We start from the raw sequence: 20808 nt of genomic DNA on the forward strand, positions 1-20808 counted from the left end.
GAAGGGTGTTGAGGTCGGTCGTCACAAAACTGATCCTCAACACCCTTCGTCTATCTCCACCACCCAGGGTCGTTAGGACTTACTCGTCTAGGGCCTGATTGACCGGATCGCCGCGGAGACGCACCGGGGATTCCCGCTACGGTGAACGGGTGCCACTGGTCGCCGCCGCCGTCTGCCCACATCCGCCCCTGCTCGTGCCCGAAGTGGCCGGTGCCGCCGCGAAGGAGCTGGACGACCTTCGGGCCGCCTGTGACCTCGCCGTTCGCCGGCTGTTGGCCACGGCTCCGGACGCGGTGGTGCTGCTCGGCGTCGGCCCGGTGACCGGTCCGATCCAGTCCCCGGCGACCGGCTCTCTCCAGCCCTGGGGTGTGGACCTGGACGTGCCCCTGGTCCCCGGTCAACCGGACCGGGGCGCCGTGCTGCCGCTGAGCCTGACCATCGGCGTGTGGCTGCTGTCCCGGCACGCCCCGCTCGCACCCCTGACCAACGATCGGGCCACGCCCGCAGCGGTGACCGCCATGCAGGTGACCGCCGACGCCGGGCCGGCCGAGGTGGCCGCGCTCGCCGCGGAGGTCGCCACCGCCGGTGACCGGGTGGCGCTGCTGGTGCTCGGCGACGGGTCGGCCTGCCGGGGCCAGCAGGCGCCCGGGTACGACGACCAGCGCGCTCTCCCGTACGACATGGGGGTTGCCGCGGCCCTCGCCGAGGCGGACGTGGACGCCCTGCGCGACCTGGACCCGGGTGTGTCGGCGCAGTTGAAGGTCGCCGGCCGGGCGGCGTGGCAGGTGCTGGCCGACGCGGCCCGCGCCGGCGGCGGCGGGTGGCGCGGCGAGTTGCTGCACGAGTCGGCGCCCTACGGGGTGGCCTACTTCGTGGCGTCCTGGGAGCGGATGTGACGGTTGTCGCGGTGGTGGGGCCGACGGCGGCGGGCAAGTCGGCGTTGAGCATCGCGCTGGCGCACGCCCTCGACGGGGAGGTGGTCAACGCCGACTCGATGCAGCTCTACCGGGGCATGGACGTCGGCACCGCCAAGCTGACCGTCGCCGAGCGGGACGGGGTGCCGCACCACCTGCTCGACATCTGGGAGGTCACCGAGCCGGCGAGCGTGGCCGAGTACCAGCGGCTGGCCCGCGCGGCGGTGGACGACATCCTGTCCCGGGGGCGGGTGCCGCTGCTGGTGGGTGGCTCCGGGCTGTACGTGCGGGCGGTGCTGGAACGGTTCGAGTTCCCCGGCACCGACGCGGCGCTGCGCGAGCGGCTGGAACACGAGTTGGCCCAGACCGGGCCCGCGCCGCTGTACGCGCGGCTGCGCGCCGTCGATCCGGTGGCCGCCGAGGGCATCCTGCCGGGCAACGGGCGGCGGATCGTCCGTGCGCTGGAGGTGATCGAGCTGACGGGTGCGCCGTTCACCGCGTCGTTGCCGCAGCCGACCCCGTACTACCCGTCGGTGCAGCTCGGCGTCGACCTCGACACGGGGCTGCTGGACGAGCGGATCGCGCTGCGGGTGGACCGGATGTGGGCCGACGGACTGGTCGACGAGACCCGTGAGCTGGTGGGTCGGGGTCTGGCCGAGGGGCGGACGGCGAGTCGCGCGCTCGGCTACCAGCAGGTGCTGCGCATGCTCGACGGCGAGCTGCCCGAGGAACAGGCACACGACGAGACAATCCGGGCCACCCGGCGTTTCGTCCGACGGCAGCGGTCCTGGTTCCGGCGCGACTCGCGCATCCAGTGGCTCGACTCGGCCGCGCCGGACCTGATCGAGGCCGCCCTGCACCTCGTGCCGGCTGCTGCGCGATGATGGGGTCGTGAAGTTCACCAAGGGGCACGGCACCGGCAACGACTTCGTCCTCCTGCCCGATCCGGACGGTCAGCTCGACCTGACCCCCGAGCTGGTCGCGGCGCTCTGCGACCGGCGTCGCGGCATCGGCGCGGACGGCGTCCTGCGGGTGGTCCGCGCGGCCAAGCACCCCGACGGCGCCGGCCAGGCCGGCGAGGCCGAGTGGTTCATGGACTACTGGAACGCGGACGGCTCGTTCGCCGAGATGTGCGGCAACGGCGCGCGGGTCTTCGTGCGCTACCTGCTCGACACCGGGCTCGCCACGCCCGCCGGCGCGGCGTTGCCGGTGGCCACCCGCGCCGGCGTCGTGCGCGCGCTGGTCGAGGGCGGCGCGGTGTCCGTCGAGATGCGCAGACCCCGGCTGTACGACGAGTCGAGCGCCACCCTGGGCGGTCTGACCCTGTCCGGCACGGTCGTGGACGTCGGCAACCCACACCTGGTGTGCGTCCTGCCGAGCGGCGTGGAGTTGCCCGCGCTGGATCTGACCGTCGCGCCCGGGTTCGATCCGACGGTCTTCCCGGCCGGCGTGAACGTCGAGTTCATCGCCGCGGGCGACCCGGTCGACGACACCGACGGGCACAGCCTCATGCGGGTGTACGAGCGCGGTAGCGCCGAGACCCTGTCCTGCGGCACCGGCGCCTGCGCGGTGGCCGCCGTGGCCCTGCGCGACGCCGGCCGGGACGCCGGTGTGGTGGCGGTGGACCTCCCCGGCGGCCGCCTGACAGTGACGGTCACCGAGGACTCGTGCTGGCTCTCCGGCCCCGCCGTCCTGGTGGCGACCGGCGAGGTCGACCTCCTAGCTTTGTCCGCTGCGGCTCAGGGCTGAGGCCGCTCGCCCCGGTCACGGCCCGCGCCGGCAACCGGTCAGGGGGTGGCGCTGGCGTTCGCTGCGATTTCCGGGAGGTCGGCCGGGCCGGGGTCGGCGGCCGGGAGAGGGCTGGGGTTGTGCGCGGCCGCACGGACGGCGGCGGCGACCGCCGGGGCCACCCGCGAGTCGAAGACACTCGGCACGATCACCGTCGGGTTGATCTTGTCTTCACCGACGACGTCGGCGATGGCCCGGGCGGCGGCGAGCGCCATCTCCTCGGTGAACTCCTCGGCGTGCGCGTCCAGCATCCCGCGGAACACGCCCGGGAAGGCGAGCACGTTGTTGATCTGGTTCGGCTGGTCGGAGCGGCCGGTGGCGACCACCGCGGCGTGCTTGCGCGCCTCCCGCGGGTCGACCTCCGGGTCCGGGTTGGCCAGCGCGAACACGATCGCATCCTTCGCCATGCCGGCGATGTCGTCACCACTGAGCAGGTTCGGCGCGCTGACCCCGATGAACACGTCGGCGCCCCGGATCGCCCCCGGCAGGTCACCCGAGTAGTTCTCCTTGTTGGTGTTCTCCGCCAGCCACTGCCACGCCGGGTTGAGGTCGGCCAGGCCGCGGTGCAGGGCGCCCTGGCGGTCGTACGCGATGATGTCGCCGACGCCCTGACGCAGCAGCAGCTTCATGATCGCGGTGCCCGCCGCGCCGGCGCCGGAGACGACCACCCGCACGTCCGTGAGCTGCTTGCCCACGACGCGCAGCGCGTTGGTCAGCGCGGCCAGCACGCAGATCGCGGTGCCGTGCTGGTCGTCGTGGAACACCGGGATGTCCAGCGCCTCGCGCAGCCGGGCCTCGATCTCGAAGCAGCGCGGCGCGGCGATGTCCTCCAGGTTGATCCCGCCGTACGCGGGCGCGATCGCCTTGACGATCTGCACGATCTCGTCGGTGTCCTGGGTGTCCAGCACCACCGGCCAGGCGTCCACCCCGCCGAAGCGCTTGAACAGCGCCGCCTTGCCCTCCATCACCGGCAACGACGCGGCCGGGCCCAGGTTGCCCAGGCCGAGGACCGCCGAGCCGTCGCTGACCACCGCGACGGTGTTGCGCTTGATGGTCAGCCGCCGGGCGTCCGCCGGGTTCTCGGCAATCGCCATGCAGACCCGGGCGACCCCCGGGGTGTACGCGCGAGACAGCTCGTCGCGGTTGCGGAGCGCGACCTTCGAGGTCACCTCGATCTTGCCGCCGAGGTGCAGGAGGAACGTCCGGTCCGACACCTTGCGCACGTCCACGCCGTCGAGCGCGGTAAGTGCCTCGACCACCTGGTCGGCGTGGTTCGCGTCGGCGGTGTCACAGGTGAGGTCGACGATCACGTGGGTCGGGTCCGAGTCCACGACGTCCAGCGCCGTGACGATCGCCCCGGCCTCACCGACGGACGTGGTGAGCCGGCCGATCGAGGAGGCGTCCGCGGTCACGGCGATCCGGATGGTGATCGAAAATCCGGCGCTCGGCAGTCGGGTGATGGCCACGGGATCCCTCCGTCACGGCTGTGCGACCGGTCGGCCGCCGACCGCATTTCTACCGGGTTGTCGCAGCCGACCAGCATTCGCCCCCACTTTTGGCGACCCCCGGCGTGGGCATATAGCAGGTGCGTTCGGCGTTGTGTCATGTCAGGATTACGTTCTACTTATCAAAACGGACAGGAGAACCGCTTGCGAGACCAGGAGAACTTCGTCCCCGTCGAGGACGAGTTCGACGATGTCACCACCGGCGATCTGGACCTGTCGGAGCGACAGTCTCTCCGGCGCGTCCCAGGCCTCTCCACCGAGCTCACCGACGTCACCGAGGTCGAATACCGCCAGCTGCGGCTGGAGCGGGTCGTCCTGGTGGGCGTCTGGACCGAGGGCACGGTGACGGACGCGGAGAATTCCCTGACCGAGCTGGCCGCGCTCGCCGAGACCGCCGGCTCTCAGGTGCTCGAAGGATTGATCCAGCGTCGTACGCGACCCGACCCGGCCACGTACATCGGTCGCGGCAAGGTCGACGATCTCGGCGCGGTGGTGCTCTCCACCGGCGCCGACACGGTCATCTGCGACGGCGAGTTGTCCCCGTCGCAGCTGCGCAACCTCGAGCAGCGCACCAAGGTCAAGGTCGTCGACCGTACGGCGCTGATCCTCGACATCTTCGCCCAGCACGCCAAGAGCAAGGAAGGTAAGGCGCAGGTCGAGCTGGCGCAGCTCGAATACCTGCTGCCGCGGCTTCGCGGTTGGGGTGAGACGTTGTCCCGCCAGACCGGTGGTTCCGGTCGTGGCGGCGGCGCCGGCGGCGGTGTGGGTGTCCGTGGTCCCGGTGAGACCAAGCTGGAGACCGACCGGCGGCGCATCCGCCACCGCATCTCCCGGCTCCGCCGTGAGATCAAGAGCATGCGCACGGTACGCGTCACCAAGCGTGCTCGTCGTACCCGCAACTCCGTGCCCGCCGTGGCCATCGCCGGCTACACCAACGCCGGCAAGTCCAGCCTGCTCAACCGGCTGACCGGCGCGGGCGTGCTGGTGGAGAACGCGCTCTTCGCCACGCTGGACCCGACCACCCGCAAGGCCACCGCCTCCGACGGGCGGCTCTACACCCTCTCCGACACGGTCGGCTTCGTGCGGCACCTGCCGCACCAGATCGTCGAGGCGTTCCGCTCGACGCTGGAGGAGGTCGCGGAGGCCGATCTGGTGGTGCACGTCGTCGACGGCACCCACCCGGATCCTGAGGAGCAGGTGCGGGCGGTGCACGAGGTGCTCGCCGAGGTCGGTGCCGACCGGCTTCCCGAGCTGCTGGTGGTCAACAAGACCGACGCCGCCGACGAGGACACGCTGCTGCGGCTCAAGCGCCTCTGGCCGGACGCGATCTTCGTTTCGGCGTACTCCGGTCGGGGCATCGACGGGTTGCGCGCGGCGATCGAGGAGCGGCTGCCGCAGCCCGCGGTGGAGGTCCGGGCCGTCCTGCCGTACGACCGTGGTGATCTCGTGTCCCGAGTGCACCGGTCGGGTGAGGTGCTCAGCACGTCGCACCTGCCGGAGGGCACCCTGCTGCACGTGCGGGTCAGCGCGGCACTCGCTGCCGAGCTGGCGCCGTACGACATTGCCCGGGAAGGCCAGGCGGTCGGCAGCCGCTCCTGAGCGGCCCCGGCGTCATCCATCGGAAACGCGCGGCATGCGACACTGGCCGAATGCGCCGCGTTGTTTCCTCGGTCACGGTTGCCCTCGGCCTGCTCGGGGCAACCGTGGCGCTGGCCGGAGTCGCCGTAGCCGCTCCCGCTCCCGGATCATCACAGCCGCCCGCAGCCACCCCTGGCAAGAAGCGCTGCTCGGTCACCGACGACCGCCTACGGGAGCTGTCCGGCCTGGTGGCAACCAAGACCGGTTACATCGTCATCAACGACGGCACCGACGCCGAGGGACGTAAACGGGTCTTCTTCCTCGACAGCAAGTGCAAGGTCGTCAAGGAGCCGGTCCGCTACTCGGGTCAGGGACCGTTCGACACCGAGGATCTCGCCGTGTCCCCGAAGGGCGACACCCTCTGGATCGGTGACATCGGCGACAACGCCACCAGCAAGCAGCGGCGTACCCGGATCGCGGTCTGGACGATGCCGATCAACGGCAGCAAGCAGCCGGTGCTGCACCGGCTCTCGTACCCGGACAACAAGCCGCGCGACGCGGAGGCGCTGCTGGTGGGGGCCGACGGCCTGCCACTGATCATCACGAAGGTGGCGAGCGGTAATTCGGAAATCTTCACCGCGGCAGCGAAGCTGAAGAGCGGCGACACTCCGCCGGTGCCGATGAAGAAGGTCGGCGAGATCAAGCTGCCGAAGACCAGCACCGAGAATCCGTTGAGCGTCTACGGGCGGGCCGCGATCACCGGTGCCGCCCGATCGCCGGACGGCACCCGCGTCGTGATCCGGACGTACGCGGACGCCTTCGAGTACGACGTCACCGGCGACGACCTCGCCGGAGCGCTCGCCACCGGCAAGCCGCGGGTGACGCCCCTGGCCGACCCGTTCGGCGAGGCCATCTCCTACACGCCGGACGGCAAGACCTTCGTCACGGTCTCCGACGGCGGTCAACTCACCGCCGACGAGACGATCGACGTCCTGAGTTACACGCCGTCCACGAGCGCGGCGGCACCGCTCGCCGCGGCGGCGGGCACGAAGCCGGCGGCCGGGAAGTCCTGGATGGACGGGCTCAGCTTCGACGACATCACCTATCTGGTGGGCGCGGTCGGCGTACTCGGTCTGCTGCTCGTCGGCGCTGGCATCGTCGGCATCGTTCGGGCCCGCCGTCGCCCGCCCACGGCCGACGACCCGGACGACCGCAGCGGCACTCCCGGTGTCGACGGTGTTCCGCCGGGCGGTGGCCGTTCGAACGCCGGGGTGTACGGCGGCGCGGCGGCGGGTGGCGGGGTCTACGGCGGTGGGTCCGGTCGGGGCGGTCCCGCCCCTGCCGGCGGCGCCGTCTACGGCGGCGGTGGCGCGCGTCCAGCCGGCGCGGGTGGCGGGAGTGGCCGTCCTGCCGGCGGTGGAGGTGCACGTCCGGCTGGCGCGGGAGGCGGCGGTTACGGTGCGGCTCGGCCCGGCGGGGGCGGTGGCGCTCCGGCCGGCGGCGGCGTGTACGGCGGTAGCGGTGGCGCCGGTGGTGGCCGTGCCGGTGGCGCCGGCGGTAGTGGTGGTGGCCGTGCCGGTGGCGCCGGTGGTGGCGGTGGGCGTGCGGGTGGTGGTGGTGGCCGCGCCGGGGGCACCGGTGGTCGACCGGGCGGCGGTGTGTACGGCGGTGGCGGCCAGCCCAGCGGGGGTCGGGCGGAGCCGCCGCGGCGTGGTGGGCCGGAGCCGGACTACCGGGGCCAGCGGCCCAGCCGCCGGCGTGAGGACGACGCGCCCGTCGACCCGTACGGAAAGTATCCCGGTGGCGCTCGTGGCCATCGGGGCGACCGCTACTGACGCGCTCAGCGCCATCCGGCCTGATCGCGACGGTCCCGCCGAGCCTGTCCGGTCAGCGGGCCGAACGGTCGGGCGATGCGGGTGAGCGCCGTCGGCGCCCACCCGCGCGGTCAGCCGTTCAGATCCGTCGGAGCACCGCCACGACCCGGCCCATGATGGTGGCGTCGTCGCCGGGGATCGGGTCGAAGGCCGGGTTCTGCGGCATCAGCCACACGTGCCCGTCGCGCCGACGGTAGGTCTTGACTGTCGCCTCGCCGTCGAGCATGGCGGCCACGATCTCGCCCGAGTCGGCGGTCGGCTGCTGCCGGACGACGACCCAGTCGCCGTCGCAGATCGCCGCGTCGAGCATCGAGTCGCCCTTGACCTGGAGCATGAACACCTCGCCCTCGCCCACCAGCTCGCGGGGGAGGGGGAAGATGTCCTCCACCGCCTGCTCGGCGAGGATCGGCCCACCGGCGGCGATCCGGCCGAGCATCGGCACGTACGCCGGTGTGGGTCGCTGGGCGCGGGAAAGCTCATCGTCGATGGCCTCGCTCGGGGCGCGGACGTCCACGGCGCGGGGACGGTTGGGGTCGCGGCGCAGGAAGCCCTTCTTTTCCAGCTCCTTGAGCTGGTAGGCGACGCTCGACGGTGACACCAGGCCGACCGCCTCGCCGATCTCCCGGACGCTCGGTGGGTAGCCGTGGCGCTCGACCCAGGTGCGGATGAACTCCAGGATGCGACGCTGGCGGGCGGTCAGGTCGACCGTCGCCGGGTCGGGGAAGGCGCTGACGACCGGCGTGACCGGGCGCACGGCGGGCTGACCCGTCCGGCTGCGCGCGGTGGTGCGGCGTCGGGTGGCCGGCGGGCCCGCCTCGGTGATCTGCTGCGGGCTCTTCGGCCGGCTGGCCCGGTCCTCGGTCACGTCCGTCCTCCCTGGTCGGCGCTGGGTGCCTCGTCGGCTCGTGGTGCGTGCGGTTGTTCCTGACCGTATAGGTGAGATCGGTCATTTTCAAACATCTGTACGACCTCTCACCGGCGTGTCGGGGTGAAAAACCGCTCCGGCCGTACAGATGTTCTGATAAATGGTACGTCGGGTAGCACGCGTGTTCGATTGTCGGACGTTTTCCGTCCTCCTCGGGCCGTGCGGCCGGTAACTCGCGCGGGGTGTCCGCGTTGGTTCCGCCGGGGGCGGATGACCGGATGGTCCGTGACGCGCCGGACACGCCGGTCAACTTGACCCGGGTTCGTCGGCGACATACGGTCGACCCCTAGATGTAGTAGTGACACGGGCGTAAGTTGCCCACAGGTTGGGTCCGACTACCGACCGCACTCCCGTAAGGTCGATCACGGCGGACGCCATGAGTGCATGGCGCCGTCGTGGTTCTCCGTGCTCGGGAGCATCCGGTGCGACACGATTGATCATGAATTGGGGGTTAGCAAATGCGGTGTCCGTACTGCCGACACGCCGACTCCCGCGTGGTCGACTCGCGGGAGGCCGACGATGGCCAGCTCATCCGACGGCGGCGCTCGTGCCCGGAGTGTGGCAAACGGTTCACCACCGTCGAGGAGGCGGTCCTCGCGGTCGTCAAGCGCAGCGGGGTGACCGAGCCGTTCAGCCGTACGAAGATCATCGGCGGGGTGCGCAAGGCGTGCCAGGGCCGGCCGGTGGACGACGACTCACTCGCGCTGCTCGCGCAGCGGGTGGAGGAGACCGTCCGGGCCAAGGGGGCCGCCGAGATCCCCAGTCACGAGGTGGGCCTGGCGATCCTGGGTCCGCTACGCGACCTGGACGAGATCGCCTACCTGCGGTTCGCCAGCGTCTACCGCTCCTTCGACTCGCTCGCCGACTTCGAGCGCGAGATCGAGACATTGCGGGCCGCGGCGCGAGCCCGGGAGCAGGACCGGGCCGATGCGGTCGAGGCCGCCGGCCGTACCAGCTGAGACTTCACAGTTTTCCGAGAGATCAGGACGCGCGGTGGGTGACCGCGCAGACGAGGGGGGCGACGGCGTGACAACTAGCCGTTCACGGAACAAGGCAGGCGCGGGGCTGAAGACCGAGCGCGTGTGGACGACGGAGGGGGTCCACCCGTACGACGAGGTCTCGTGGGAGCGCCGGGACGTCGTGATGACGAACTGGCGGGACGGCTCGATCAACTTCGAGCAGCGGGGCGTGGAGTTTCCGGAGTCGTGGAGCGTCAACGCGGCGAACATCGTCACCACCAAGTACTTCCGGGGCGCGGTGGGGACCCCGGAGCGGGAGTGGTCGCTCAAGCAGCTCATCGACCGGGTCGTCACGACCTACCGCACCGCCGGTGAGGAGTACGGCTACTTCGCCAGCCCGGCCGACGCCGAGGTCTTCGCGCACGAGCTGACCTGGATGCTGCTGCACCAGGTGTTCAGCTTCAACTCGCCGGTGTGGTTCAACGTCGGTACGCCGTCGCCGCAGCAGGTCAGCGCCTGCTTCATCCTCTCCGTCGACGACTCCATGGACTCCATCCTCGACTGGTACAAGGAGGAGGGGCGGATCTTCCAGGGCGGCTCGGGGGCCGGCGTCAACCTCTCCCGGATCCGTTCCTCCAAGGAGCTGCTCTCCTCCGGCGGCACCGCCTCCGGCCCGGTCAGCTTCATGCGCGGCGCGGACGCCTCGGCCGGCACCATCAAGTCCGGTGGCGCCACCCGGCGTGCGGCCAAGATGGTCATCCTCGACGTCGACCACCCCGACATCGAGGAGTTCGTGGCGACCAAGGCGCGCGAGGAGGACAAGATCCGCGCGCTGCGGGACGCCGGATTCGACATGGACCTCGGCGGCTCCGACATCGTCAGCGTGCAGTACCAGAACGCCAACAACTCGGTCCGCGTCTCGGACGAGTTCATGTCGGCGGTGGAGAACGGCAAGGACTTCGACCTGCGCGGCCGGCTGGACGGCTCGGTGATCGACACCGTCGACGCCAAGAACCTGTTCCGGACGATCTCGCAGGCCGCCTGGGAGTGCGCCGACCCCGGCCTGCAGTACGACGACACGATCAACGACTGGCACACCTGCCCGGAGACCGGCCGGATCACCGCGTCGAACCCGTGCTCGGAGTACCTGCACCTGGACAACTCCTCGTGCAACCTGGCCTCGCTGAACCTCCTGAAGTTCCTCCGCGCCGACGGTGGCTTCGAGGTGGAGAAGTTCGTCAAGTCCGTCGAGTTCGTCATCACCGCGATGGACATCTCGATCTGCTTCGCCGACTTCCCGACCGAGAAGATCGGTGAGACCACCCGGGCCTACCGGCAGCTCGGCATCGGCTACGCCAACCTGGGCGCCCTGCTGATGGCCACCGGCCTGCCGTACGACTCGGAGCAGGGCCGTTCGGTCGCCGCGTCGATCACGTCCCTGATGACCGGCACCGCGTACCGCCGTTCCGCCGAGCTGGCCGGTGTCGTCGGCCCGTACGACGGTTACGCCCGCAACGCCGAGCCGCACAAGCGGGTCATGCGCAAGCACGCCGCCGCCAACGACGAGATCAAGCCGACCAGCCCGGTGGCCACCGCGATCGTCCGCGAGGCGACCAGGCAGTGGACCCAGGGCAACAAGATCGGTGACAAGTTCGGTTGGCGCAACGCGCAGGCCAGCGTCCTCGCCCCGACCGGCACGATCGGCTTCATGATGGACTGCGACACGACCGGCGTGGAGCCGGACCTGGCGCTGGTCAAGTTCAAGAAGCTGGTCGGCGGCGGCTCGATGCAGATCGTCAACCAGACGGTGCCGCGCGCGCTGCGCAGCCTCGGCTACCCCGAGGAGCAGGTCGAGGCGATCGTCGAGCACATCGCCGACCACGGCCACGTGGTGGACGCCCCCGGCCTCAAGCCGGAGCACTACCCGGTCTTCGACTGCGCCATGGGCGAGCGGACGATCGCCCCGATGGGCCACGTGCGGATGATGGCAGCCATCCAGCCGTTCGTCTCCGGCGCCATCTCCAAGACGGTCAACATGCCGGAGGCGGCCACCGTCGAGGACGTCGAGAAGATCTACTTCGAGGGCTGGAAGCTCGGCCTCAAGGCCCTGGCGATCTACCGGGACAACTGCAAGGTCGGCCAGCCGCTCTCGGTCGCCAAGTCCAACAAGGCCACCGAGCCGGCCGCCGTCGAGACCCCCGCCGCCGCGCCGGCTGCGGTCGAGAAGGTCATCGAGTACCGGCCGGTGCGCAAGCGCCTGCCGAAGAAGCGTACGTCCGAGACGGTCAGCTTCTCCGTCGGTGGCGCCGAGGGTTACCTCACCGCGTCGTCCTACCCGGACGACGGCCTCGGCGAGGTCTTCCTCAAGATGTCCAAGCAGGGCTCGACCCTGGCCGGCGTGATGGACGCCTTCTCGGTCGCCATCAGCATCGGCCTGCAGTACGGCGTGCCGCTGGAGACGTTCGTCAGCAAGTTCACCAACATGCGCTTCGAGCCGGCCGGCATGACCGACGACCCGGACGTGCGGATGGCGGCCTCGGTGATGGACTACATCTTCCGTCGCCTGGCGCTGGACTTCCTGCCGTACGAGCGCCGCGCCGAGCTGGGCATCTTCACCGCCGGCGAGCGGGCCGCCCAGCTGCGGGCCGAGGCCGACGCGGAGGCTGCCGCCGTCACCGGTGCGGACCTCACCGCGATGGCGTCCTCCGCACCGGTCGAGGCCCCGGCCAAGACCGAGGCCGTCGCCCAGCCGGCCCAGGAGATGGCCGACGTGGCCGCCGCCAAGCCGGCACCGAGCGTGGGTTCCAGCACCGAGCTGCTGGAGGCCGTGATCGGCAAGGCCGCCGACGCGCCGCTCTGCTTCACCTGCGGTACGAAGATGCGCCCGGCCGGTAGCTGCTACGTCTGCGAGGGCTGCGGCTCCACCAGCGGCTGCAGCTGACGTACGCCTCGACGCTGCCCCGGCCTCCCACCCGAGGTCGGGGCAGCGCTGTTTGCGAGGCTCGGTTCCGATTCGGGGGATGTCCGCGAAGTCGGGCGGCGTCAGCCGAATTCGATCTCCAATAGAGGGCTTCCGGCGATCCAGCTTTCCACGCTTCCGGCCCAGTCCAGGGTCGGGACGATCTCGCCGAGCACGAGTGCCCGCTCGTCCGGGTCGGTCACGGGACGCCCCCGCACCTGCACATCCAGGCCGGCCAGATGCAGCGTGAACTCGGGATGCGCGAGCACGTTGGCGTACCAGTCACGCGCTCCCGGGCTCCCCGTGAGCCAGTAGCGGCCGCCGGCTTGATAGCGCCATATCTCCGTCCTTCTCGGCTGACCGCTCCGCCGCCCGGTCGTCGTGATGTCCACAGTGCGCTGCCGCTCCAGCGCCTGTCGCGTCTCGTTCAGCACCGTCATGCACCCATGCTCCGACCTTTAGCGAACTTCAGGTCAAGGCAGTGGGCACGGAGGTTGGTTGCCGGCCGGGAGATGCGAGGCTCGCCGCGTGACGCGCTGCTGCCCGAGTGTGACGTGCTGGCGGGGTTACGTGAGTCAATTCCTGCTCAGAACTCCGGCACGATCATCTGATGCTGACCAGTCGCAGCAGGTCGGCCACGACTGGTCAGCATCAAGTGATCATGCGGAGGCGCTTCACCCACTCGCCGCCACGGATCCAGTAGACGTCGATCGCGCCGTTCTGGTCCCAGATGTGCGGGTCGGGGCTGCGCGGCCACCAGCCGTCCGAATAGTTCGGTAACACCCGTGCGCCGCCGTACGAAGAAGGAGTGTGAGGGCGACGAGGGAGGACGGCCTGTGAATGAGCCGAGCCGAGCCGATGACGACATCTCCGACATCGGGGTGGATCCAAGGGCCTTCGAGGTCTTCTACCGGCGGCACCTGGAGGCGGTGGGCCGGTTCGTGGCCCGGCGGGTCGACGATCCACATCTCGCCGCCGACCTGACCGCCGACGTGTTCCTGGCGGTGATCGAGTCGGCGGCCGGCTACCGGCCGGACCGGGGTAGCCAGATCGGCTGGCTGTACGGGGTGGCCCGCCACGTCATCGGCGACGAGCGGCGACGGGCGGCCCAACGACTGCGGGTGACCGGCCGACTGGCCGGACGACGCGACCTCGGCCCCGACGACATCGCGCGTATCGAGGAGCGGATCGACGCCGAGTCGGCGGCCCGCCGTACCCACCGGGCGCTCAGCGAGCTACCCGAGGGCACCCGGTCGCTCGTCGAACTCGTCGCTGTGGACGGCCTCACCGTCGCGGAGGCGGCCACAGCGCTCGGGATGTCGCCGGTCGCCGCTCGGGTCCGCCTGCACCGGGCCCGCCGCCTCGTCCGCGCGGTGCTCGCCCGCCCGGTCACCACCCTCGCCTGAGCTGAGACGGAGCTGACGATGAACACGACTGAACGGTCGCCGCAGGGTTTCGAGGAGCAGCTTCTCAGGGATCTGAGCGCACACGTCGCCCAACGGGCCGAGCTGGCGTCGGCGGGCCGTGTGGCCGGACGCCGTACCCGGTTCCTGCGCGGTTGGCGTCTCGCCGGTGCGGTCGGGATGGCGGTGACGCTGACCGCCGGTGCGCTGGCGGTGCAGACGATGAGGTTCGGCGACCAGTCGCCGCCCAGGGCCAGCGCGTCGGAGATCTTCCACCTGGCCGCCGACGCCGCCCGGCAGCAGCCGGAGCTCACCGCCCGCCCCGACCAGTACGTCTTCACGGAGTCCCTGGCGACGATCCGCGACCGGCCGGGCAGCGGTCCGTACCGGACGATACGGAACCAACTGTGGCAGTCGGTCGGTGGAGTCGCGTACACGCAGGCACGCTATCGACCGGAGACCGACCCGAACGGGTGGAGCGAGCTCAGGGTCCTCCGCGAGGACGATCCCGCCGATCCGGAGAAGAAACTCGACGCGTTCCCGCCGCCGGCGTACCACGGCGACCTGCCCACCGATCCGGACGAGCTGCTGCGCTACCTTCGGGAACACCCGGTCGACCTGCAACTAGCCGAAGGGGCCGACGAGGAGGCCGTCTACGGGAGCGAGAGCATGCCGTACACGACCGCGCGGTCGATGCTCCAGGGCTATGTGCCGCCCCGAGCGCTCGCGGCGCTGTTCGAACTGCTGGCACGGCAACCGGGAGCGGTCGTGATATCGGGCGACGTGGTGGATGCCGCCGGTCGACACGGGGTGGCGATTCGGATGCCCGGCGTGATCGGTGGAAACCTGGACCTCCTCTTCGACCGGGACTCCCACGTCTACCTCGGCACCCGCAACTCGTTGGTGCGTGACGGCAAGGAGTCCCTGTACGACGCTGTCGCGCTACTGCGTATCGCCATCGTCGACCGACCGGGCCAGCTGCCCTGAGCCGTGCGGCCCGGTCGACGACCCGGCCGCGTTCCACGACTGGGTGATGCCGGGACAGCGCCGTTTGCCAGGCTGGCGGCATGACTTCTTCCCTTGCGCGCCGCGTCTACGAAACGTGCCACCTGACCGGATCGTTCCGCCTGCGCTCCGGTCAGACGAGCGACGAGTACTTCGACAAGTACCTGTTCGAGGCCGACCCGGGCCTGTTGCGTGAGGTGGCCGAGGCGATGGTCGCCCTGCTGCCCGAGTGCGACGTTCTGGCGGGGATGGAGATGGGCGGCATTCCGATCGCGACCGTGATGTCGCAGCTGACCGGGCTGCCGACGGCCTTCGTGCGGAAGCAGGCGAAGGAGTACGGCACCGGCAAGGCGGCCGAGGGCAGCCCGGTCGGTGGCCTGCGGGTCGTGGTGATCGAGGACGTCGTCACCACCGGCGGCGCGTTGCTGGCGTCGTGCCGGCAGCTACGGGCCGGCGGCGCGAAGGTCGACTCGGTGGTGTGTGCCATCGACCGGGAGCAGGGCGGACGGGAGAATCTGGCGGCCGAAGGGCTCCGGTTACACGCCGCCCTCACCCGTCGCGACCTGGAATCCTCCCTGCCGGGCTGAGCGTCTTGCAAGCCCTACCGACACAAGACGCCTGCAAGATCACTTGATGCTGACCAGTCACAGGAGCTCGTGGGCAACTGGCCAGCATCAAGTGATCACGGCAGAGGCCAAGGTGAGGGCAGGGTGCTGTGAGCGGTTCCCTCGGTCGGGGGACGAGACGGCACGACGTTCCCACCGCGGCGGGATCCTGACGGCCGGCAACCGGGAGAGGATCGCCGAAGCCGGATCGGTCGCAGCGGAGGGCGGGCCAGTGATGACGGGGCCAGTCGGCGTAGCGGGGGAGCAGACCGAGTCGGGATTCGACCGGCGGTGGATCGTCGTCGGCAAGGTGGCGGGCTACTCGGCGGCGCTGGCCATGTCCCTGTACCTGCTGGTCAAGGTCATCTGGATCGTTGTCGCGCTGCTCGGGAACGGGCCGGACGACATGGGAACCACCACCTGGGTGGTGCTCAACGCGGTCACCGTGGGGATGTCCGCGATCGGGGTCACCGTCGCGCTGGCGCTGACCCAGAACTGGGGCAGGCGTCTCCCGGCGCGACCGCTGATCTTCTTCGCCTGGGTGGGCGGCGGCTTCCTGGTGCCGATGCTTCCGTACCTGGTGATCAGTGGCATCCTCACGGCCCTGCGGGGTGGCGGTGGCGGTTCGGCACCGGCCTGGGAGGGTTTCCTCATCGGGTTCGGCTTCCTCGGGATGGCGGCGGGACTGGCCGTGGCGCTACCCAGCTATCTGCGGCAACGGTGGCCGGTCGCCTTTCAGGGACGGCTGGGAGATCTTCCGGGCCGCCCCTCATGGTTCGCGCTGCTGGCGGTGGCGGTGACCGTCGCGCTGGGTGTGCTCTGGTTGTGCTGGGCGGTGGGCGGCACGCTGGGCATCACGCCCGCGCATCGTGCCGGTGGTGGGGATCTCAACGACCGTCTCCTCAACGGCAGCGCGGGGTTGTGGGCGCTGGTGGGCGGGCGGAGCGCCGCGGGGCTGAAAAGTCGGGAGATCGTTGCGACGATCAAGGCATGACAACCGCCGAGGCGTACGTCGAGTTCGCGCGCCGCGAGGCACACGGGGTCTCACCGACGTACGAGCGGCTGTCGTACGCCGTCGCGGACGACCACGAACTGCTCGCCCTGCTCGACGCGCTCCCGCCGGCCAAGCGGCAACCCAACCTGCTGTACGGCGTGGTCCGGTGGCTGGGCGGGCCGGTCGAGGACCCGGTCGCCTTCCACGACTACGTGCTGACGCACTGGCCGGTCGTCGAAGGCGAACTGAAGCGCAGGGCGACCCAGACGAACGAGGCCGGCCGGTGCGCGGTGCTGCTGCCGGTGCTCGCCGCGCTGCCGCAGCCCCTGGCCCTGCTGGAGGTCGGGGCGTCCGCCGGGCTCTGCCTCTGTCCCGACCGGTACGCCTACCGGTACGGCGAGCACCAGGTCGGCGACGGTGTGCCCGTCCTGGAGTGCGCGGCCAGCGGGTTGACGCCGCCTGAGCGCGTACCCCAGGTGGTGTGGCGGGCTGGCCTCGACCTGAACCCGCTCGACGTGACCGACCCCGACGACGTGTCCTGGTTGGACGCCCTGATCTGGCCGGAGCACGCGCACCGGCGCGCCCGGCTGCGCGCGGCGGCGGCGGTCGCCGCCGCCGACCCGCCGCTGCTGGTCCGGGGTGACCTGGTGGACGACCTGCCGGCGCTGGCGGCCCGCGCGCCGGCCGACGCGACGCTTGTCATCTTCCACACGTCCGTGCTCTACCAGGTGCCCGCCGCGCGCCGGGACGCGTTCGTGCGGCTGGTCGGTGAGCTGCCGGGGCACTGGATCGCGAACGAGGCTCCGGAAGTGCTGCACCACGAGGGGTTGCCCGACTCGCCGGATGCGGCGCTGCACAACGTCCTCGCGATGGACGGGCGACCGCTGGCCTGGACCCGTGGCCATGGTCAGGCGATGACCTGGTTCGCCTGATGGCGAGCCTCCGCCGGCATCCGGGCGCAGCGCTCGGATGAACCAGTCGACGGCCGGCGCGACCGCGCCTCCGCCCGACCAGCCGTTGATCACCGACGGCAGGTCGAGGTAGCGGTCCCGCAGGGGTCTTTGGCCAGGACGAGCCGGTCCAGCAGCCGCCGGCGCAGGTCGGCATTGTTGGGCAGGCCGCGCAGGCCTGCGTTCCGGCTGGCCCAGCCGGCCTGAAAACTGCGTGGCGTTGCCCCGGCTCAAAGGGAGCCGGGGCAACGCGTTTCTGGTGTTAGCTGCCGATTCTGCGGATCAGCAGTACAGGTTGTTGCCCGGCGACACACCGAGGATGCCGACGAACTTCTTGTAACTGTTGACACGGCTGTTTACCTGGGCGGAGCCCCGGCCGTTGCATTCGCGCGAGCCATTGATGCTTCGAACGGTGGCTCCGAATCCTGCCCCGTTCACCATGGCGTTGTGCGCGGTCGTGCTGCCCGGGCCGTTCTGGGTCATCCAGTACCAGATGCCGGTCTTCCAGGCCACCGAGGGGTTGTTCTGCACCAGCCAGGGCTGACTCAGTAGGGGCAGGCCGAGCGCTTTTCCAGCAGCGTTGTAGTTGGAGTTCCAGCTCAGCTGAATTGGCCCGCGCCCGTAGTAGGCAGCCTGACCAGCCGGGCATCCGTAGGGCTGGCCGGAGTCGCAGTAATTTGAGTATTTTGAGGTGTTCTGCTCTACGACGTGGGCAAGTCCACCGGTCTCGTGGTAGACGTTTGCCAGGAAGGCGGCGGCCTCCTGGCGCTGGCGGTTGCCGTCGCCGGTATTACTGAACTCCGGATAGGCGCTAAGGGCGGCGATCAACCCCGAGTAGGTGTAGAAGGATTTGCGGCCCGGGAACATCCGGTTGAATTGGGCTTCACTGACCACGAATTTGCCGGAGGTCTTGGCAAGTGATCGGGCCGTGGGGCCGTCGGCGGGTGGCGTGGGGGTGCCGCTGCCGCAGGTGTAGGGATCCCAATACCAGGTGCTGATGATGGGGTCGTAGCGCGGATTGTCATGCTCAGCGATGTAGAACTTGCCGTCGGTGTACCGCACGACGGTGCCGGTGGTGTACCAGGCACGGTCGGCCCAGTTCGGGTAGTCGCAGTCGCTACTGGCCGATCGCGTCTTGCCGCTCTTGCACACGCCGCGGTCCTGCCAGACGGGGTTGCTGCCCGGAGGCACCTCGTTCTGGGTCCACCATTTCGCCTTGTAGTTGCGACCGTTGCGGGATGCTTGATCGCCCTCCCAGTAGACGGTTGAAGATTGCCAGGACTTCGCGCAGGACGTAGCTGACGCGGGCGTCGACTGGACGACCAGCACCAGTCCGCCGGCGACAGCCAGGCTCAAGAGTATGGCCAAGGTTCGAAGCTTGGACATGACCCACTCCTCTCCGAGAGAACGTTGGCGGGTGGAGGCGCTTCGCGCGACCCGATGATGGGGAGTCCCAGGGTTCGGGGCGTGCATCCTCACGAGATGAGGCCCAAGACTGACGAACGTGGGGGTAAGTCATCGATGCGGCAGACGGTTGGGAACCTGCGTTGGTTCACGTTCTCTCGGCGGTGATTACTGGTGATCACCTATTTGTGGTGTTGAGCTGGGAAGTAGTGGATGGTGAAAGTCTTGTACGCGGGGCGCATCCATGCTGATCATGAACCGCTCGGTCTATCGAGACCGGCGGCCAGCACCCCTGGCCCTGCGGGCTCTCCCTAGACTGCGCGGGTGAGCGGAGAACGACGCCCCCTGGCCGGCCGGCCGCTCACCGAGCCGCACCCGTCCCGCCTGCCGCCCGAGCACCCCGACCGGGCCCAGATCATCGCCGCGCACGACGCCGCGTTGGCCGCCGGAGAGGCCGGCTACCTCGACCCGGCGACGGGTCTGTTCGTGCTCAGCGCCGCCTTCCTGGCCCGTCGTGGCACGTGCTGCGGGCGGGGTTGCCGGCACTGCCCGTACGTGGACGATCCACCCTCGGAATGAGGACTTCCGCCCGACCCGGACACCCCGTACGGTTTCCGACGGACATCCGGCGGGGCCCTTCCGCCGTCGGTCGGCGAGAGGGTGGAGCGTGCGCGCGCGGATCGTGGTCGCCGGGCTGGCGGGCCTGCTGGTGAGCGGCTGTGCCGCCGAGGCCGAGCCGGTGGCGCTGCCACCACCGGCGCCGGTCGCCCTGGACGTGTCGGCGGCCTCGTCGGGCGGCGCGTGCCGGCTGCTGGACTTCGCGGTGATCGAGCAGGTCGTCAAGGCGCGCTTCGACGTGGCGGCGGCCAGCGAGCGGGATGACACGCACACCTGCGTGGTCCGGGCCGAGCGCGCGGCGCTGCCGGACCTGACGCTCAGTGTGTCCGAGACCACGATCGACAAGACCACCTTCGGCGCGGACGTGGTGCCCGCCAAGGCGACGAAGGTCACCGGGCTGGGCCAGCAGGCGTACCGGCGTACCGCCGCCGCGTCCGGCGGCCACGGGCCGGTGGCCGAGGTCGGCTGGCTGGCCACCGACGGACGCCTCGCCATCCTGACCTGGACCGGTGCGCGGAATGCCGAGCGGACGGCCGCGGACAAGGTGGCCGGAGACCTGATCGCGCTGGCGAAGAAGGTGGACACGCGGGCGTTGTGACGCCCGCGGGTGGTCAGTTGGCGGCGACGAAGACCCGGGACGCGACCTCGCGCGGCAACCGCACCCGGTCGCCGGAGCGGTCGATCGACACGCCGTCGCGCTCCTGGGCCACGGTCACCGTGGCGCCCGGGTCGACGCCGGCGGCGTGCAGCTGGCGCAGCACGTCGGAGTCGGTCTGCACGCTCTCGCAGATCCGGCGGACCACGACCGGACCGGAGAGCCCGGGGAAGGCCAGGTTGCGCTCGCCCTCGCCGGGCTCGCTGGTCTCGGGCCCGGGGGAGCCCAGTTCCTCGAGGCCGGGGATCGGGTTGCCGTACGGCGAGCGGGTCGGCCTGTTGAGCAGGTCGTACACCCGCTTCTCGACGGCGTCGCTCATCACGTGCTCCCAGCGGCAGGCCTCCTCGTGGGCCTCCTCGTAGGGCATCCCGATGACGTTGACCAGCAGCAGTTCGGCGAGGCGGTGCTTGCGCATCACGGAGACGGCGGTGCCCCGGCCCAGCGCGGTGAGCGTCAGGTGCCGGTCGCCCTCCACGGTGAGCAGGCCGTCGCGCTCCATCCGGGCCACGGTCTGGCTGACGGTGGGGCCGCTCTGCTTGAGGCGCTCGGCGATGCGGGCGCGCAGCGGCGGCACGCCCTCCTCCTCCAGCTCGAGGATCGTGCGCAGGTACATCTCGGTCGTGTCGACCAGATCGTGAGACTTCATAAGGTAAGCGGCCCTCCGATGCACGA

Annotated in this window: 20 protein-coding genes; 14 read left to right on the forward strand and 6 right to left on the reverse strand. The window is 70.5% G+C overall.

The window, feature by feature from the left end; translation table 11 throughout:
- The first annotated feature begins 149 nt into the window (after positions 1 to 149).
- The 3 genes from ACGFH9_RS29775 to dapF are packed head-to-tail and all read left to right on the forward strand — an operon-like array spanning position 150 to position 2663.
- The gene (locus ACGFH9_RS29775) at positions 150 to 896 is read left to right on the forward strand and encodes a hypothetical protein (RefSeq protein ID WP_393225862.1); all 747 of its coding nucleotides are present in this window, start codon (positions 150 to 152) and stop codon (positions 894 to 896) included.
- Positions 893 to 1798 (forward strand): tRNA (adenosine(37)-N6)-dimethylallyltransferase MiaA, encoded by a 906-nt coding sequence (gene miaA / locus ACGFH9_RS29780; protein WP_393225864.1) that lies wholly within the window; start codon positions 893 to 895, stop codon positions 1796 to 1798. Before ACGFH9_RS29775 ends, miaA begins: the two co-directional genes overlap by 4 nt.
- A gap of 7 nt (positions 1799 to 1805) precedes the next feature.
- A complete protein-coding gene (dapF, locus tag ACGFH9_RS29785) occupies positions 1806 to 2663 on the forward strand; it encodes a diaminopimelate epimerase (protein WP_393225867.1) in 858 nt (285 codons plus the stop codon).
- Between the two features lie 38 nt (positions 2664 to 2701).
- Here the strand turns inward: dapF and ACGFH9_RS29790 are convergent, their stop codons facing one another.
- The gene (locus ACGFH9_RS29790) at positions 2702 to 4168 is read right to left on the reverse strand and encodes an NAD-dependent malic enzyme (protein ID WP_393225870.1); all 1467 of its coding nucleotides are present in this window, start codon (positions 4166 to 4168) and stop codon (positions 2702 to 2704) included.
- 183 nt (positions 4169 to 4351) lie between these two features.
- Here ACGFH9_RS29790 and hflX point away from each other — a divergent pair, with 183 nt between their 5' ends.
- Together hflX and ACGFH9_RS29800 are read left to right on the forward strand one after the other, a co-directional pair.
- Complete coding sequence (hflX, locus tag ACGFH9_RS29795) at positions 4352 to 5806, forward strand: GTPase HflX (RefSeq protein WP_393225873.1); 1455 nt, start codon at positions 4352 to 4354, stop codon at positions 5804 to 5806.
- A 50-nt stretch (positions 5807 to 5856) separates the two neighbouring features.
- Positions 5857 to 7620: a hypothetical protein gene (locus ACGFH9_RS29800; protein ID WP_393225876.1), complete on the forward strand. Its 1764-nt coding sequence runs from the start codon at positions 5857 to 5859 to the stop codon at positions 7618 to 7620.
- 118 nt (positions 7621 to 7738) lie between these two features.
- Here ACGFH9_RS29800 and lexA read toward each other — a convergent pair whose 3' ends face one another.
- Complete coding sequence (lexA, locus tag ACGFH9_RS29805; RefSeq protein ID WP_355234652.1) at positions 7739 to 8524, reverse strand: transcriptional repressor LexA; 786 nt, start codon at positions 8522 to 8524, stop codon at positions 7739 to 7741.
- Positions 8525 to 9042: 518 nt separating this feature from the next.
- Here lexA and nrdR point away from each other — a divergent pair.
- On the forward strand, positions 9043 to 9543 hold the full coding sequence (nrdR, locus tag ACGFH9_RS29810) for a transcriptional regulator NrdR (RefSeq protein ID WP_355234649.1): 501 nt from the start codon (positions 9043 to 9045) through the stop codon (positions 9541 to 9543).
- Positions 9544 to 9577: 34 nt separating this feature from the next.
- Positions 9578 to 12484 carry a vitamin B12-dependent ribonucleotide reductase gene (locus ACGFH9_RS29815; RefSeq protein WP_393225880.1) on the forward strand — a complete coding sequence of 969 codons (2907 nt, stop codon included), beginning with the start codon at positions 9578 to 9580 and terminating at the stop codon, positions 12482 to 12484.
- A 101-nt stretch (positions 12485 to 12585) separates the two neighbouring features.
- Here the strand turns inward: ACGFH9_RS29815 and ACGFH9_RS29820 are convergent, their stop codons facing one another.
- Together ACGFH9_RS29820 and ACGFH9_RS29825 are read right to left on the reverse strand one after the other, a co-directional pair.
- Positions 12586 to 12942, reverse strand: a complete 357-nt coding sequence (locus ACGFH9_RS29820) for a nitroreductase family deazaflavin-dependent oxidoreductase (protein WP_393225883.1) — start codon at positions 12940 to 12942, stop codon at positions 12586 to 12588.
- A gap of 211 nt (positions 12943 to 13153) precedes the next feature.
- Positions 13154 to 13285 (reverse strand): hypothetical protein, encoded by a 132-nt coding sequence (locus tag ACGFH9_RS29825; protein WP_393225886.1) that lies wholly within the window; start codon positions 13283 to 13285, stop codon positions 13154 to 13156.
- Between the two features lie 53 nt (positions 13286 to 13338).
- Between ACGFH9_RS29825 and ACGFH9_RS29830 the strand changes: the two genes are divergently transcribed.
- The 5 genes from ACGFH9_RS29830 to ACGFH9_RS29850 all read left to right on the forward strand — a co-directional run bounded on the left by ACGFH9_RS29830 (position 13339) and on the right by ACGFH9_RS29850 (position 17441).
- Positions 13339 to 13908 carry an RNA polymerase sigma factor gene (locus ACGFH9_RS29830; RefSeq protein WP_393225889.1) on the forward strand — a complete coding sequence of 190 codons (570 nt, stop codon included), beginning with the start codon at positions 13339 to 13341 and terminating at the stop codon, positions 13906 to 13908.
- Positions 13909 to 13926: 18 nt separating this feature from the next.
- Complete coding sequence (locus ACGFH9_RS29835; protein WP_393225892.1) at positions 13927 to 14892, forward strand: CU044_5270 family protein; 966 nt, start codon at positions 13927 to 13929, stop codon at positions 14890 to 14892.
- Positions 14893 to 14972: 80 nt separating this feature from the next.
- The gene (pyrE, locus tag ACGFH9_RS29840; protein WP_393225895.1) at positions 14973 to 15497 is read left to right on the forward strand and encodes an orotate phosphoribosyltransferase; all 525 of its coding nucleotides are present in this window, start codon (positions 14973 to 14975) and stop codon (positions 15495 to 15497) included.
- Positions 15498 to 15750: 253 nt separating this feature from the next.
- Positions 15751 to 16509, forward strand: coding sequence for a hypothetical protein (locus ACGFH9_RS29845; RefSeq protein WP_393225898.1), 759 nt, complete (start codon positions 15751 to 15753; stop codon positions 16507 to 16509).
- On the forward strand, positions 16506 to 17441 hold the full coding sequence (locus ACGFH9_RS29850) for a DUF2332 domain-containing protein (protein ID WP_393225901.1): 936 nt from the start codon (positions 16506 to 16508) through the stop codon (positions 17439 to 17441). Before ACGFH9_RS29845 ends, ACGFH9_RS29850 begins: the two co-directional genes overlap by 4 nt.
- 300 nt (positions 17442 to 17741) lie before the next feature.
- On the opposite strand, the gene ACGFH9_RS29855 is transcribed toward ACGFH9_RS29850, so the two are convergent.
- A complete protein-coding gene (locus tag ACGFH9_RS29855) occupies positions 17742 to 18845 on the reverse strand; it encodes a glycoside hydrolase family 19 protein (RefSeq protein ID WP_393225904.1) in 1104 nt (367 codons plus the stop codon).
- A 342-nt stretch (positions 18846 to 19187) separates the two neighbouring features.
- Between ACGFH9_RS29855 and ACGFH9_RS29860 the strand changes: the two genes are divergently transcribed.
- Both ACGFH9_RS29860 and ACGFH9_RS29865 read left to right on the forward strand, forming a co-directional pair.
- Entirely contained in the window at positions 19188 to 19442 is a 255-nt protein-coding gene (locus tag ACGFH9_RS29860) for a DUF5522 domain-containing protein (RefSeq protein WP_393225907.1), read from the forward strand.
- An 88-nt stretch (positions 19443 to 19530) separates the two neighbouring features.
- Positions 19531 to 20079, forward strand: a complete 549-nt coding sequence (locus tag ACGFH9_RS29865; protein ID WP_393225910.1) for a hypothetical protein — start codon at positions 19531 to 19533, stop codon at positions 20077 to 20079.
- 13 nt (positions 20080 to 20092) lie between these two features.
- Here ACGFH9_RS29865 and ACGFH9_RS29870 read toward each other — a convergent pair whose 3' ends face one another.
- Positions 20093 to 20782 (reverse strand): metal-dependent transcriptional regulator, encoded by a 690-nt coding sequence (locus tag ACGFH9_RS29870; RefSeq protein ID WP_355234619.1) that lies wholly within the window; start codon positions 20780 to 20782, stop codon positions 20093 to 20095.
- Positions 20783 to 20808: the final 26 nt, after the last annotated feature.

The sequence above is a fragment of the Micromonospora sp. NPDC049102 genome (assembly GCF_043197485.1).
Lineage (GTDB): Bacteria > Actinomycetota > Actinomycetes > Mycobacteriales > Micromonosporaceae > Micromonospora.